The organism is Sporosarcina sp. USHLN248, assembly GCF_037144575.1.
GTDB classification, from domain to species: Bacteria; Bacillota; Bacilli; order Bacillales_A; family Planococcaceae; genus Sporosarcina; species Sporosarcina contaminans.
In genome coordinates, this window is sequence record NZ_JBBCZC010000014.1 from 1 (window position 1) to 15,387 (window position 15,387).

The following is a 15,387-nucleotide window of genomic DNA, read 5'->3' on the forward strand; positions in this document are numbered from 1 at the left end:
GAATATCCTATCCCGTGATTTTGTAGCTGAGAAGCCTTTGGAGAAGTTAGTGACCGATATTACGTACTTGCCATTTGGGCAATCTATGATGTATCTTTCGAGTATTAAGGATCTGTATAATGGAGAAATCGTGGCATACACCATTGGTTCCACACAGGATACTGCCTTCGTTCTAGATACCTTAGAACAATTGGGAGAGCTGCCTGAAAACTGTATCCTGCATAGTGACCAGGGATCCGTCTATACGTCATATGCCTATCAGGAAGCAGTCAAAAAGAAAGGAATTACCATGAGCATGTCCCGTAAAGGCACGCCTGCTGATAATTCCCCAATCGAAACGTTTCACTCCTCGCTAAAGTCAGAAACGTTCTACCTCGACGATATTGATCGCACGACAAACGCGTGTGTGATCCAGATCGTTGAAGAATACATTACTTACTATAACAATATCCGAATTCAAGCGAAACTAAACAGCCAATCGCCGGTTGAATACCGACTAAAGGCTGCTTAGAAGGTGTTTTATTATTGTCTCAAAAACGACAGGCAGTGCCCGCTCCTTGACGTTTTTTATTTATTTTTTTGCCTCGAATAAATACTGTATTGTTTACCTATCCTATAGTAGCTACAAGATAATCTTAAAAGGATGATGGGATATGGAAAATGTAAAAACCCTTCCAAATGCAAGACAGCGAATGTACAATATAAGCTTTCTTTTGTTTTGTTTATGCTTATTAGATGCTATTTTCACCGATATCGGTTTGCGCAATGGATTTATTCAAGAGGCAAATCCGTTTATGAGAAGCATATATAATAGTAGTATACTTTTATTCTATGTAGTTAAAACACTATTGCCGCTCTCTTTACTATACTTATCTACAATTTTGCAGCCAAAGCTCTATCTACGCTTTATGATGATCGGCGCACTCATCCTATACGTAATCATTTTGTCGAGTCATTTACTTTGGATCATTTTAATTTCATTAAAAATCGGCTGAGTCGCTTACTCAGCCGATTATTTTTTATGTCGTTGATGTGTCTGCAGAGTTAAACATGTTCGCTACAATCAGTCCTGTAATGAACGCAATTACACTCATAACAAAAGGTGTTCCACTTTCTGGGATGCCAGGATAAATCACAAAAATCGAACCGACAATTAGACCTAAAATAATCGCAAACATACTATTTGTAAAACGACCAAGCAAGTAATGTATCGCCTTACTGCTCACGATAAATCCTACAATGACGCCTGCACCAATTACAATGATGATCGGAATATTCAAAGTGGACAGCGCATTGATTGCCGTTCCATAGACGCCTAACAATAAAAGGACAAAAGATCCACTCACTCCAGGCAATAACATCGCCATACTGCCTGCCCATCCTGCCAAGAACAGCCCTATTGTATTTTGAAATGTTAACGACGTAATGACGCTAGCGTCTTCAGGTTTAATGAATGCTGTTGATGCTAAAGCCGCACCTACAAGCAATAGTAGAATAAAGTGACCGAAACGAAAATTCTTTGTCACTTTCGCTTGTTTTGAAATAAAAGGAATTACCCCGATTATCAAACCTAAAAAGAAAAATTGGGTCGGCTGATGGTAATTTTTCAGAAGAAAATCGATTAGCTTGCTAAAAAGCAATAATGTAAGTCCAATACCAATTGCAAGCGGCAGCAAAAAGCGAATATGCTTTTTCCATTCCCTACTGAAAAAACCACTAATGGATACTAAAAGCCGATCGTATATACCAAGAATGAATGCGATCGTACCTCCACTCACTCCAGGGATTAAATCGCTGATTCCGATTAAAAATCCGCGATATATATTCTTCCATTCCATAAATTCAAATCCTCCAATATCAATTCAATGTTCATATTATAACATTTTACGACTTAAAAGAGGCGTTTGAAATAAAATGAGACGATTCAAACATTTGTATAGTTGACTTTACATTATGTATGGTTTACTATACATGTAAGTAGTTTACTCATTAGGAGTGAGTTTGGGTGATCACAAATAAAGTAAAAGAATTGCGAGCAAGACATCATTTTACGCAAGGTGAATTAGCTGAAAGGGTCGGTGTGACACGACAAACAATCGTAGCGCTGGAAAAAGGAAGCTATATCCCTTCCCTGCTGTTGGCAATGAACCTTTCAGAAGTGTTCCAAATGCCGATTGAAGAAATATTTACAAAGGAGGATTCATGAATTGAAAGTGACGATTGCTGTTTTCTTACGTGCGATGTTTCTTATTTCGACTGCATTAATGGTGTACGATTATATTAAAATCGAACAGTATTTCATCCAGATGGAAAGAGGCATCATCGATGGCTTCGAAGTGTACATTAGTCCTTTTTACGGCAATTTGTTTGCTGTGGTTTCGGTGTTATTTTTACTGGCGAATATCATTCAGCTCATCGTTGTGAAAAGAAACAAAAATGCTGAGGTAAAATCATTTTTAACGTTCGAATATGACGTGACAGATGAGCGGACTGTCGATATTACGAGAAAGTCCGTTAGTTACGCCTTTGCTGTTTTATTAATTTACTCGCTAATCGTTATTGGATCCTATATGTTCATTCCGAATTATTTCTTAGACTACCCTTGGTATCCGATATTTGCTACTGCTTCGATCCCGATCGTCGGCTTAATCACATATCTTATTAGTTTTAAAGTGTACCAGTATAAATAAGGAGGGATAACAAATGGGGACAAATGGGACGGATTGTATTAGTCATTACGTTTGGGTTACAAATGCTCAGCGTTACTGAGTTTGGGACAGAGCATTTTTCTACAACTACCAAACTAGTACTTCGGATTCTTTTTGTTCTCACAATCGTAGTTATGCATTTTCACCAAAGAAAGATTAGCAAAACTAGTGGTGGATTAATATTATATAATGGCCACATCATTCCCGCGCTGAATCCGTCTGATGAACGGGAAAAGGAAGTGAATGGCGAAGCATACAAAATTGCATTTTCGTCTATGTTTGTCGTTTCCTTTATCGTAATCGGCTTAGCGGCAGTTTTCACTCTCTTTGAACAAACAATCCAATTACCTGCCATCTTTTTTAGCATCGCCATCATTCCAATTTCAGGGTTGATTGCGTTTTACGTTTCCTACAGACATTATTACAGCGTATAAAAAACACCGTTCAGACGCTCTGAACGGTGCTCATCTTTTACACTAATTCTTTTTGCTTCGCTTTTTCGATTGCTTCAAGTCGCTCATTGAATTCTTCAACCGTCATATTGTTTTCAATGAAATAACGGTTGCGAGGATGCGTACGGCAAGCATCTGAACAGCTTCTCATGTAGAAATGCTCGTTTTCCTCAGAGCAAAGGATTTTCGCATTGCACTCTGGATTTGCGCAGTTCACATATCGTTCGCAAGGCGTCCCGTCGAAATGATCGCGCCCTACGACAACGTGCTCTACTTGATTAATCGGAACAGCAATTCTTTCGTCAAAGACGTAACATTTCCCGTCCCATAGCTGCCCTTTCGCTACTGGGTCTTTTCCGTATGTGACAATTCCTCCGTGCAAGTGTGCAACGTCTTCGAACCCTTCGCGTTTTAACCAACCAGTGAATTTTTCACAACGAATGCCACCTGTGCAATACGCTAAAATTTTCTTGCCTTCAAACATCTCTCTATTTTCTTCAATCCACTGTGGAAGCTCGCGGAATGTTTCGATGTCCGGCCGTACCGCTCCCCTAAAGTGTCCTAAGTCATATTCATAATCATTTCTTGCATCTAAAACAATGGTATTCTCATCTTGCATTTGTTCTAAAAATTCCGCTGGCTTCAAATATTCGCCTGTCAGCTCTAATGGATTTATATCTTCGTCAAGGCTTAAATTTACGATCTCTTTTCTATGGCGCACATGCATCTTTTTGAATGCATGTCCGTCAGCTTCGTCAATTTTAAACCAAAGATCTTTAAACCTTTCATCTTCATGCATTTTTTTCATGTAGGCATCGGTTTGTTCAATTGTTCCGGAACAAGTACCGTTAATACCTTCAGAGCCGATAAGTATGCGGCCCTTTAATCCTAATTCCTTACAAAATGCCAAATGTTCTGCAGTAAATGTTTCAGGATCTTCAATTTCTACATATTTGTAGAATAATAAGACCCTATAATTGCCTTTTTCCATTTCGTTTAACCACCTTCTGTTTTTTCTCTTTGCAATAGGGATAACAGCCGGGATTTGTATCAATCATTGCTTCAGCGGAATAACATATGAATTCATTCGAATAAAGGCAAAAACTTGCCTTTTACACCTGTGGCATCCGCTAAAAGCTTAACTTGATCAGCATTGAATTAGGAATTTCCTCTAATTTCGACAACGCAAAGGAGCATTTATCCTGCCACTTATAAAAGTAGAGAATTCATGCCGATTCAAGTTCTACTATTCGATTGTAAACACAACAGCTAACCCGCATTTGCAAGATCCGGGCGCTATATAGTATAGCACAAAAAAGTTTTTTTAAAAAGACGTATTGCCTAAATGGCACGTGTTAATCACTGCCTAGAAACCATTCATTTTTTTCCATAGAAGATTTGCCATTTAACTGTTAATATAATTCATGTATAATTGATTACAAGAAGAATCGACAAATCTCCCATTTCTTCGAAACTATTCCCTACAATTGCCCGTCTAACAGAATAGAATACATAAAAGGAGACCCTAAGCATGAAAAGACCACGCCGCAAAGCCCGCTCAGCCTGGATTGATATTATTTTCTCGGTAGCCATTCTTTCTTTAACAGCATTCGCTGTCTTTTTATTTATGAAGCCGACCGATCATCAGTCAAACGCTTCGGAAAAGAAAGAGGAACATAGACCAGTGCCAGTCATTGTAGACCAAATCGCTTCCAACTACCCTGGCATCAAAATCATTATTGAAACGTCGAACGACAAAAGAACGCCATTTGCGATTCAATATCCGCAAAGTATTCATTCTGAATTTAATGAAGAAGTGACTAAGTACATAACTGATATACGCGAACAATACATAAATGATTCGGAGAAAAAAACGGCTAAAAATGACGATGTTACGGGAGAATTAAATATTGCTTTCGAAACATTGCTCCATCATTCAGGCAACTATTCTTTCGTATTATTTAATAGTAGTAGTTTCAGTGATGATCAAAACGGTGTTATGGAAATTCGTTCATTCCATTTAAATCCGGAGACTGGTGAACGTTTTACGATAGCTGATCTATTTGCTCACGACCTTGAAAAATTATCTGCTTTATCTACTCTTTTACGTGAAGCTATTTACGAGGATGAGTCATTAAAAAATCATCTATTAATTGATGAAATTCATTTACGCACAGAACCTTCTTGGCGGAACTTCAATAACTTTGCATTGACTGACGAAGCTTTACTATTCTACTTCGATCCTGCAACAATTGCTGAAGAATCAGTAGGACCTGCAATCATTAACATTCCGCTCGATCGTTTAAAAGGCATTATTAGCGATGAGTATCAATTGCCTGAACATCAACCGCAAAATCAAGATACCGATGCTTCTAATCCAATTGATCATAATGGCAAGGAAGGAAAACAATCAGAAAAAGTTGAACGAGATGATGAAAAAGTCTCTGACGATCAAGATTCTACGAAAGACGCAGAAACACCTATAGAAAATGTAGAGAAAAAAGTAGCTTTAACATTTGATGATGGACCGGATCCGAAAGTGACTAAGCAAATTTTAGAAGTGTTGGCTCGTCATGATGCAAAAGCAACTTTCTTTATGTTAGGAAGTCGTGTTGAATATTATCCAGAACTGGCGAAAGCCGTTATGGAAGCTGGACATGAATTAGGAAATCACACTTGGAATCACCCCGACTTGACGAAATTGAACGCAGATCGGGTTCGCAAAGAAATTGCAAACACATCAAAAATCATTGAAGAAGTGACGGGAGAACAAGCAAAGTCGTTCAGGCCTCCGTATGGCGCAGTAAATCAATCTGTCAGAGCTCAAACGGATTTGCCAGTCACACTTTGGGATGTCGATACACTTGATTGGAAACATCGAAATGCAAATAAGCTGCTTGAAATTGTAAAAGGCAATGTAAAAGACGGCAGCACCATTCTAATGCATGACATTCACCAATCTACTGCCGATGGCCTTGAAGATGTACTCAATTATTTGGAAGCTGAAGGATACACATTTGTCACTGTCTCTGAATTAGATTAATCGTGAACCAAACTATGAAGAATTCAATTTGCCTAAGTTTCTGCATCCTATGCGGAATTTAGGCATCTTTTTAATTGTGGTGAATTTCACGAGGTATTGCAGGTTGGTCTTACAAATGTTCACTGCCCCTTCTACATAAGAAGCATTTTCAAGATATACTTGAGGAATTCATCTATTAAATTACTTTACACCTTAAGGATCTCGTATCCTTAAGGCTTTCTTGTGGAGAAATCATGCTCCGCCTGCTTTTCAATTACTTCCGACTTTGTTATAATAACATTAGAACAGAACGGAGGCATCGCAATGTTAATCCAAATTGAACCAGATTCGGATATACCTATTTATACCCAATTGGCACAGCAACTAATTGAATTGATTGCAAAAGGAAGATTAAAACCGCAAGATACATTGCCTTCTGTCCGTTCCTTAGCAGCAGACTTAGGTGTCAATATGCACACAGTCAATAAAGCCTATCATGAATTGGAAAAGAAAAAAATCATTGATATCATTCCGAAATCTGGCGCTGTTATTAAAGTGCAGCCAGATAAAGGAACGAATACGGAAAGCATAAACCAGCTCGCCCTATTGCTGAAGCCATTGATTGCAGAGGCAATTGTATATGGAATGACTCAGGAAGAAATTCATGCTTTAACGACTTCTCTTAAATCAGAAATTATGGAGGAATAAGAATGGTATTAATGATATTAATTGCTTGCATTCTGTTTATTGTTGGGCTGCAGGCAGCAATTCCCTATTTACTAAAGCCCCATATTGTCTTTGGAGTAACGATTCCTGAAGGCCATACAGAAGATTCTGTATTAATGACTTATAAAAAGCGTTATTCTTTTTTCGTTATGATGACTGGCATCATCGCTATCATCACTTTATTAATTTTCGGTCTCAATAATAGCAGTGAAGAGAGCATCATCTTATCTGGCGTCGCTTCCCAACTGAGCGTTTTACTTGTTAGTATGGGGCTATATGTATACTTTCACATACGGACTACAAAAAGAAAAAAGGAGCAAAGCTGGGGTGCAAACTTGAAAAAAGTCCGTATTGCTGATCTCACAAGCCATTCAAACGATGAAATGCTGCCAAACTATATTTTTGCGTTGCCTATGATCATCACAATTGGGCTCATCGCTTATACAGCTACGCAATATGAGGCGATGCCAGACTTAATACCCACCCATTGGGGTCCAAATGGCCAACCGGATGCATTCACTGAGAAAAACCCGTTTTCCGTAATTGCGCTGCTGCTCATTTCATTCATTATGCAAGGAATGATGATCGGAGTTAATGCAACGACTAAAAAATCCGGAATTCGATTAAATCCAGCTAAACGCAGCTCATCGAAAGTGCAACAATTGTCTTTTCGAAAATATACGAGCTACTTTCTCTTTTTAACATCATTAGCTACAACAATCCTTACTTCTTTCCTGCATATAACAACGATCCATGAAGACATTGTCAGTTCTGTATTTATGATTTCCATGCCGTTCGGATTCCTTTTCGTCATTCTGTTGGCAACTGTCATTTATGCGTTTAAAGTTGGCCAAGGCGGTGCTCGTATTCCAGTTGAGGAAGAAGAGCCAATTGAAGGCGTAACTGACTTCGATGATGACCGCTATTGGAAAGCAGGTGTCTTTTATATTAATAAAGAGGACCCATCCATTTTCGTTGAGAAGAGATTTGGTATTGGCTGGACAATAAATTTCGGCAATCCAATTGGCTATTTAATTATTTTTGTACCGCTTGCTCTCATTTTAATTATTACTGCCTTTCTATAACAAATCCCACCCCAAACGAGGTTGTTTGGAGTGGGATTTTTGCGATTCGTTGCTATGGAAAATAGTGTGATAAACTTTGAATTGAATAAACAAGGGTGTGAGATCTGAATTGGGCTATTTCCTGCCTGCTCATGAATTTTTGCGTGCACACAGTTCAGCTATGCGCAAATCACCTTGAATATACGATTAATTAACAGGATTATGCGCAGTTCGAACATTTTATTCGTATGATGTTTATACGTTTTTGTAGCTTTACGCGTTTGAAAGCAGTTCGTCAAACATAATACGTATTCGTCTTTCTAGAGCGTAGTCGCATTATTAAATTTGCGCAATAAATAAAACCGGAATGGTTGTATTTCCACTCCGGTTTTCTTAATCAATTAAATACGCTTGTGCTGTGCAATGGCTGCAGTCTTGCTTTCGGATCGATATACGCTTTTGCGTGGTTGACAGCCACTGGTGCTTCGCCAAGACCGACAGCGATCAGTTTCACTTTGCCGTCATAGCTTGTTACATCTCCTGCTGCATAGATGCCTTCAATATTCGTTTCCATTCTTGAATTGACGATGATGGAATTGCGGTCCATTTCAAGACCCCATTCTTTTATTGCGCCTAAAGAAGAAATATTACCATAGTTTACGATTACATGATCGATGCTCATGCGCTCTTCAGTACCGTCTTTCTGTGCAAGTACAACTTCACTTACAGCACCGTTTTCCCCTTCAATCGCTTTCACTGCACGCGATGTTAATACATTTACTTTCGAAGCCATTAGTTGGTTAACACTCGTTTCATGTGCAGTAAAACGCTCGCGGCGATGCACTAAGGATACGCTTTCCGCAATATCTTCCAACATTAATGCCCAGTCAACAGCAGAGTCTCCTCCACCGCAAACTAACACATTGCGACCATTGAACATAGAAAGATCCTTTATGCCGTAATGCAAAGTATTGCCTTCAAAATCAGCCTCTTCAGCTAAGCCGATTTTTCTTGGTTGGAACGCGCCGATGCCTGCGGTCAATAAAATTGTTTTTGTTAAATGAACGCCTTTATCTGTTTGAAGGATGAAATGATCGCCGTCCCGAGTTACTGACAATGCAGTTTCTCCTAAATGGATTTCAGGTTTTGCATAGTGAGCTTGCGTCACTAAGTTAGCAACTAGATCTTTCGCTAAAATTTTCGGGAATCCACCAACATCATAAATATATTTATCCGGATAGAGTTCAATAAGCTGACCGCCCAATTGGGGCAAGCTATCAATGATTTTCACCGACATCTCCCGCATGCCGGCATAAAAAGACGCGAAAAGTCCTGTAGGTCCCCCACCGATTATAGTAATATCGACAATCTCATTATTCATCTATATACACTCCAATTTTTTTCGACTTTTTAGATGAGGACTAAAATCTTCATCATACACTCTTACTTATCTACTCTACACACATTATCTATCATTTTTCAATAAAACACACATATTTTGATTCGATTATCAATTATTTTTATAAGGTTCCTTCCATAAGAAATAACTTAATTTTTTGGATGTTCATACTATTTTCATAGTATTCTATACCCAGATGTATGTATTGCTCTTTAAGGATTTAGTTTTCGAGCTAATTGTATAATAAATAAAGAGCTGTAGCCCCTTCCCCATTTAAGCATACACAGATTACTCGGTGCAGGGAAAGGTGATCAGTCCCTTCCTACTGTATTTCTTAAAGCATAGGTCATAGATGTGCATCCTAATAAATAGCTCTGTCTTTACTTTTCAATATGCTTTTTGCAAAAATGCGCTATGAAAGCTTCTTCCTCATCTTCCAATTCAAAATCAAGAATTTTGTCTGTTGCGCGCTCGAAGAAATGGTAGGAAGCAATTTTCTCCTGATCGCCATCTACTGCGTAAAGGACACGCAAACCTGTTCCTTGCTCTTCATAAAGCTCATCTTCTTCATCAAACAGTATATAAAGCATAAATTCAAACCTTCTGCCTGTAAGTATTCCAGTCGGGTCGATTAATTCCTCTACACTATACTCGATTATTTCCATTATAAACCTCATCCTCACTATCGTCTTTTCAATACTATCTTACAATATTTCACCCCGCAAAAGGGATTATTCTGCCTTTTACCTATCATTTCGGAAAATATCTTTTGCAATTTCATTACAATTGATTAACAATGGAGTAAGGCGTTACTATAACTATTTGGGGGTATAACAATTGTTGAAGTTTGAAGATTTCGAATACAAAAGACCAAATATGGAAACGATCAAAAAAGAATTCAATGAATTGCTTGAGCGGTTCAGAAATGCTGCTTCCTATGAGGAGCAAAATGATGTAATCCAAAAAATCAATGCAATCGGCAGTGATTATTCTACGCAATCGAATTTGATGTACATTCGGTCATCCATTGATACAAATGACGAATTTTATCAAAAGGAAAGAGATTATTTCGATGAAATCGGGCCTGAGTTTCAAGAGTTGTTCATTCCCTATTATAAGGAACTCGTTTCGACGCCTTATCGCAAAGAGCTTGAAGAACAATGGGGTCCTCAATTATTCGCATTGGCTGACAACGAAATTAAGTCCTTTTCACCGGAAATCCTTCCTTTGTTGCAAAAGGAAAATAAGTTGACTTCGGAATACGCCAAGTTAGTCGCTTCCGCTCAAATCGAATTTGACGGCAAGACGTTAACGTTAGCGCAAATGGGGCCGTATATGGAGTCGACAGACCGTTCAGTCCGAAAATCCGCGATGGAAGCTTCTACTTCATTTTACGCGGAGAATGGCGAGCAATTCGATCGGATTTATGATGATCTCGTAAAAGTTCGTCATGAAATGGCGACAACATTAGGGTTTGAAAACTTTATTGAATTAGGCTATGCGAGAATGAGCCGGATCGACTATGACGCGAAAATGGTAAAGAAATTCCGCGACCAAGTTTTGGAACATATCGTTCCTCTCGCGAACAAATTATACGAACGGCAAGCTGAACGGATCGGCGTTGACCAATTGAAATTTTACGACCAATCATTGAATTTCCTAACAGGCAATGCAACTCCGAAAGGCTCTCCAGAATGGATCGTGGAAAACGGCAAGAAAATGTATGCCGAGCTTTCCCCTGAGACGGATGAGTTTTTCAAGTATATGACCGATAAGCATCTCCTTGATTTGGAAGCAAAAAAAGGGAAGGAAGCTGGGGGCTATTGCACTTTTATCGACAATTACGATTCACCTTTCATCTTCTCCAACTTTAACGGCACTTCCGGAGATATCGACGTTCTGACCCATGAAGCAGGTCACGCATTCCAAGTGTACAGCAGCCGCAATATCGGCATTCCAGAATACGTCTGGCCGACCCATGAAGGCGCTGAAATCCATTCCATGAGCATGGAATTCTTCACTTGGCCTTGGATGGAGTTATTTTTCAAGGAAGATACGGAGAAATATAAATTTGCACATTTAAGCAGCGGCCTGCTTTTCTTGCCATACGGCGTTGCGGTAGATGAATTCCAGCATGTTATTTACGAAAACCCTGAAATGACACCTGCGGAAAGAAAGGAAGCATGGAAAGAACTTGAGCGGAAATACTTGCCGATGCGTGATTATGACGGCATTCCTTATTTGGAATCCGGCGCAGTATGGCAACGCCAAGGACATATTTACGAAGTGCCCTTTTACTACATCGATTACACTTTGGCACAAATTTGTGCATTCCAATTTTGGAAACGCTCACTTGAAGATCGTGAAAGTGCATGGAAAGATTATGTGCACTTATGTAAATTAGGCGGATCAAAGTCTTTTACTGAGCTTGTGAAAGAAGCAAATTTAATTTCCCCATTCGAAGATGGTTGCGTGGAGTCGGTCATCGGAACGATTGAATCTTGGTTGAACAACGTTGACGATAAATCATTATAATGTATGAATGGTTGAGGGGCGTTGCAATATTTGCAACGCCCTCAGCTTTTTACAAACACCCACATTTGAATGTAAGCCCTTTGCTTTAGGAACAGCTATATAATGTGTATTGATTTTTTCCGTTCTCCTTAGACTTATACAATGCCTCATCCGCTTTTTTATAGAGTGAATCAAAATCATCTTCCTTACATGATAAAGCTGCGCCTATGCTTATGGATGTATGTATAGTATTGTAGAAGGATATTTCTTCATTAATTCGTTTTAGTAATTCCTCTGAAATCTCTCCAATTTTTTTGGAGTGGATACTGTCCAATATGACTAAGAATTCGTCCCCGCCGACTCTCGCAGCGAAATTTGAAGATCCGATGACTTCCTCAATTGTCTTTGCTACTACTTGCAATAGACGGTCTCCTTCACCATGTCCCAATTGGTCATTTACAGCTTTAAAGTTATCAAGATCAATCATCATAAGGGCGACTTTGCTCTTTTCTCGCTCTAATCTTTTCTGGAGTTCATCTTCAAACGCTGCACGATTTTTCAATCCGGTTAAACTATCATGGAAAGCTAAATGAATTGGTTTTGCAACAAGTCTTGCGATAATAAAAGATAAAGCAACTGCAGCAGCTAAAATGACGAGCAATTGAGTAATGAACTGGTTTTTATATGAAGATAATACTCCTCTCAATTCATGGTCGTTGTAAACAATTGCAACGACCCGCTCTGTCGAAAATCCTCTTTTTTCATCCGCCTGATAAGGTATAAAGCGATACGTCAATTGCCCGTCTGGTTGATTGACAATCATTTCCCTATATTGACCGCTTTCTTTCACTTCTTTGAAAATCGCATAGAATTGGCCGTCAATCCTAAGTTTATCCCCATCATCGCTTTTAACGCCCACTACATATCCATCCGAGTTATACACTTGAATTTGATCGATCACTTCTATTTCATTCGTTAGTTCATTTATTGTATCTAAAAAGTTAAACTGCTTAAAAATTTCTTCATTTTCAAGATTCATTCCTAATTCAATCAAATACATATGATCCGGTGTAGGCATATAACTAAATTTTTTTATTTCTCCGGTAACCGCTTGTAAATCCATGCCGTCATGAGTAAATGAAGATCCTTCTCTACGTGTGTCTAATAGCTTTGAAAACGATTCGCAGCATAATTTGAAATCACGTCCAATATCCGGTTGAAAGCTGCTATATGTAACTTTATTTTCGGCATTCAATATATAAATATCCATTCCATACGCTGTTTTTAAGTGCTCAAAATCCCATGAAGCAAAATTTGGATTTTCCTCGTATTTCGCAAGTAATTCTCTAGAATACTGTTCCATCTTTTCTGCGATTTGATAATCAAAAATCTCATATACTTTGTCGATTGTCTTCAAGTTTCCAATTATTTTTTCTTCAGCCATCAATAGTTTATTTTCTTGGCCAATCCATATTTGTTTTTGCATTTTTTTATAATCAAGTACAGCAATGAGTAACGACAATAGAAGCGAGAAGATGATCAAGATGACGGTTAGCTTGAATCTGAAGTTCTTAGACACAACGACATACCCCTTCGGACCTATTGGTGCTGTTTCATACAATTATACATGAAGAAGAGATAGAAATACATTAGCCGCAGTAATTCCTTTGGCCTATTTGAAAAATTGTCATAATTTTGCCCTAATAGTAAGTTATTCATCTGTTAACGTTTCCATTCAACATGTAGACAAAAAGGCGAAGAAATGTGTTTCATTTTCTTCGCCAATCGCATTGATCGTATAGCACAATTGAATTTACATTAAGCCAATTGCATTTCCTTTGTCATCAACATCCATCGATAAAGCAGCTGGCTTTTTTGGAAGCCCCGGCATCGTCATGATATCTCCCGTTAAACAAACGAGGAATCCTGCACCTAACTTCGGAATGATTTCACGAATTGTAATGGTAAAATCTTCAGGTCTTCCTAACTTCTTAGGGTCATCAGAAAATGAATATTGGGTTTTCGCCATGCAGATTGGGAGTATGTCCCACCCATTCGATTCAATCGCTAACAAGTCTTTTCTTGCCTTATCCGTTAATATTACACCTTTTCCACCATACACTTTTTGAACAATCGTTGTTATTTTTTCTAATACTGGCTGTTCTACATCATATAATGGGGCAAATTGGTTCGGTTCTTCCAATAGAGATAAGACGTGCTTCGCTAACTCGATGCCGCCTTCTCCGCCTTGACCCCACACATCTGTCAAAGCTGCACGCACTCCCTTTTCCTTGCAATGACTTAATACAAATTGCAGTTCGTCGTGCGAATCTGTAATAAAGCGATTTAAAGCGATGACAGGTTCAACACCGAAGGCACGCACTGTTTCAATATGCTTATCCAAGTTGGCGATTCCGTCTTTTACAGCTTGAACGTTTTCAGCGTTTAAATCGGTTTTCGCAACGCCCCCATGCATTTTTAGCGCACGGATTGTCGTAACAAGGACGATTGCGTCAGGTGAAAATCCGCCTATTCTTGCCTTTATGTCCATAAATTTTTCAGCGCCTAAGTCTGAACCGAATCCTGCTTCTGTTACGACAATATCAGCTAGTTGCCGAGCGGTATTTGTTGCAATCAAAGAATTGCATCCATGTGCGATGTTAGCAAAAGGACCACCGTGTATTAACGCAGGAGTGCCTTCAATTGTTTGCACTAAGTTCGGCTTGAACGCTTCCTTCAACAGCAAAGTCAAAGCCCCTTCAACCCCTAAATCGCGAACCGTGACCGCTTCCTTATCATATGTGTAACCGATGACGATTTGGGAAATACGCTCCTTCAAATCCGTCAAACTTGTCGATAGACAGAAGACTGCCATAATTTCCGAAGCAACAGTAATATCGAAACCGTCTTCTCTCGGAACGCCTTGTGCTGGCCCTCCAAGTCCGACTGTCACATGTCGCAACGCACGGTCATTCATATCCAATACACGTTTCCAAGTGATTCTCCTCGGATCAATGTTTAATGCGTTGCCTTGGTGCAAATGGTTATCGATCATTGCACTTAAAGCATTATTCGCAGTTGTAATTGCATGGATATCTCCATTGAAATGCAGATTGATTTCTTCCATTGGAAGCACTTGAGCATATCCTCCGCCTGCGGCTCCCCCTTTAATGCCCATTACGGGTCCTAAAGAAGGTTCTCTCAATGCAATCATCGATTTTTCGCCTAACTTTGAAAGGGCATCCGCTAATCCGACAGTAACCGTTGACTTTCCTTCTCCAGCAGGCGTCGGGCTTGTTGCCGACACTAATACAACCTTGCCATTCTTTTTTGAAACAGGTAACTTATCAATGTCAATCTTCGCCTTGTAACGTCCATAAGGTTCAACTGCCTCTTCGGGGATGCCTGCTTTCTTTGCAATTTCCCCGATTGGCTGCATGACCGCTTCTGTTGCTATTTGTAAATCTGTTAATGGTTTCGCTTTTTCCGTCATTCTTTCCCC

General features: G+C 39.2%; 15 protein-coding genes. 9 read left to right on the forward strand and 6 right to left on the reverse strand.

Features of this window, described 5'->3' with window-relative positions; all coding sequences use genetic code 11:
* Positions 1 to 511: IS3 family transposase (locus WFH04_RS07405; RefSeq protein WP_336823430.1), on the forward strand; the 511-nt coding region annotated here is incomplete at its 5' end.
* Between the two features lie 142 nt (positions 512 to 653).
* The gene (locus WFH04_RS07410; RefSeq protein WP_336823431.1) at positions 654 to 995 is read left to right on the forward strand and encodes a DUF5658 family protein; all 342 of its coding nucleotides are present in this window, start codon (positions 654 to 656) and stop codon (positions 993 to 995) included.
* Positions 996 to 1,019: 24 nt separating this feature from the next.
* Here WFH04_RS07410 and WFH04_RS07415 read toward each other — a convergent pair whose 3' ends face one another.
* Positions 1,020 to 1,838 (reverse strand): DUF368 domain-containing protein, encoded by an 819-nt coding sequence (locus tag WFH04_RS07415; protein WP_336823432.1) that lies wholly within the window; start codon positions 1,836 to 1,838, stop codon positions 1,020 to 1,022.
* 167 nt (positions 1,839 to 2,005) lie between these two features.
* Between WFH04_RS07415 and WFH04_RS07420 the strand changes: the two genes are divergently transcribed.
* From WFH04_RS07420 to WFH04_RS07430, 3 genes are read left to right on the forward strand one after another with little or no spacing between them, the layout of a single operon-like run.
* The gene (locus WFH04_RS07420) at positions 2,006 to 2,206 is read left to right on the forward strand and encodes a helix-turn-helix transcriptional regulator (protein ID WP_336823433.1); all 201 of its coding nucleotides are present in this window, start codon (positions 2,006 to 2,008) and stop codon (positions 2,204 to 2,206) included.
* A 1-nt stretch (position 2,207) separates the two neighbouring features.
* Positions 2,208 to 2,690 (forward strand): hypothetical protein, encoded by a 483-nt coding sequence (locus tag WFH04_RS07425; protein ID WP_336823434.1) that lies wholly within the window; start codon positions 2,208 to 2,210, stop codon positions 2,688 to 2,690.
* A 23-nt stretch (positions 2,691 to 2,713) separates the two neighbouring features.
* Positions 2,714 to 3,142: a hypothetical protein gene (locus tag WFH04_RS07430; protein WP_336823435.1), complete on the forward strand. Its 429-nt coding sequence runs from the start codon at positions 2,714 to 2,716 to the stop codon at positions 3,140 to 3,142.
* A gap of 37 nt (positions 3,143 to 3,179) precedes the next feature.
* Here the strand turns inward: WFH04_RS07430 and trhO are convergent, their stop codons facing one another.
* On the reverse strand, positions 3,180 to 4,151 hold the full coding sequence (gene trhO, locus WFH04_RS07435) for an oxygen-dependent tRNA uridine(34) hydroxylase TrhO (protein WP_336823436.1): 972 nt from the start codon (positions 4,149 to 4,151) through the stop codon (positions 3,180 to 3,182).
* 540 nt (positions 4,152 to 4,691) lie between these two features.
* On the opposite strand from trhO, the gene WFH04_RS07440 reads away from it, so the two are divergent.
* From WFH04_RS07440 to WFH04_RS07450, 3 genes are all read left to right on the forward strand, one after another.
* Entirely contained in the window at positions 4,692 to 6,203 is a 1,512-nt protein-coding gene (locus tag WFH04_RS07440; protein ID WP_336823437.1) for a polysaccharide deacetylase family protein, read from the forward strand.
* A 303-nt stretch (positions 6,204 to 6,506) separates the two neighbouring features.
* Positions 6,507 to 6,890 (forward strand): GntR family transcriptional regulator, encoded by a 384-nt coding sequence (locus WFH04_RS07445; protein ID WP_336823438.1) that lies wholly within the window; start codon positions 6,507 to 6,509, stop codon positions 6,888 to 6,890.
* Positions 6,891 to 6,892: 2 nt separating this feature from the next.
* A complete protein-coding gene (locus tag WFH04_RS07450) occupies positions 6,893 to 7,993 on the forward strand; it encodes a DUF1648 domain-containing protein (protein WP_336823439.1) in 1,101 nt (366 codons plus the stop codon).
* A 376-nt stretch (positions 7,994 to 8,369) separates the two neighbouring features.
* On the opposite strand, the gene WFH04_RS07455 is transcribed toward WFH04_RS07450, so the two are convergent.
* Complete coding sequence (locus WFH04_RS07455; RefSeq protein ID WP_336823440.1) at positions 8,370 to 9,353, reverse strand: NAD(P)/FAD-dependent oxidoreductase; 984 nt, start codon at positions 9,351 to 9,353, stop codon at positions 8,370 to 8,372.
* A 398-nt stretch (positions 9,354 to 9,751) separates the two neighbouring features.
* Positions 9,752 to 10,036 carry a DUF6509 family protein gene (locus tag WFH04_RS07460; RefSeq protein WP_336823441.1) on the reverse strand — a complete coding sequence of 95 codons (285 nt, stop codon included), beginning with the start codon at positions 10,034 to 10,036 and terminating at the stop codon, positions 9,752 to 9,754.
* Positions 10,037 to 10,208: 172 nt separating this feature from the next.
* On the opposite strand from WFH04_RS07460, the gene WFH04_RS07465 reads away from it, so the two are divergent.
* Positions 10,209 to 11,906, forward strand: coding sequence for a M3 family oligoendopeptidase (locus tag WFH04_RS07465; protein ID WP_336823442.1), 1,698 nt, complete (start codon positions 10,209 to 10,211; stop codon positions 11,904 to 11,906).
* Between the two features lie 85 nt (positions 11,907 to 11,991).
* Here WFH04_RS07465 and WFH04_RS07470 read toward each other — a convergent pair whose 3' ends face one another.
* Positions 11,992 to 13,464 (reverse strand): GGDEF domain-containing protein, encoded by a 1,473-nt coding sequence (locus WFH04_RS07470; protein WP_336823443.1) that lies wholly within the window; start codon positions 13,462 to 13,464, stop codon positions 11,992 to 11,994.
* 234 nt (positions 13,465 to 13,698) lie between these two features.
* A complete protein-coding gene (locus WFH04_RS07475; protein WP_336823444.1) occupies positions 13,699 to 15,378 on the reverse strand; it encodes a formate--tetrahydrofolate ligase in 1,680 nt (559 codons plus the stop codon).
* Positions 15,379 to 15,387 lie beyond the last annotated feature (9 nt).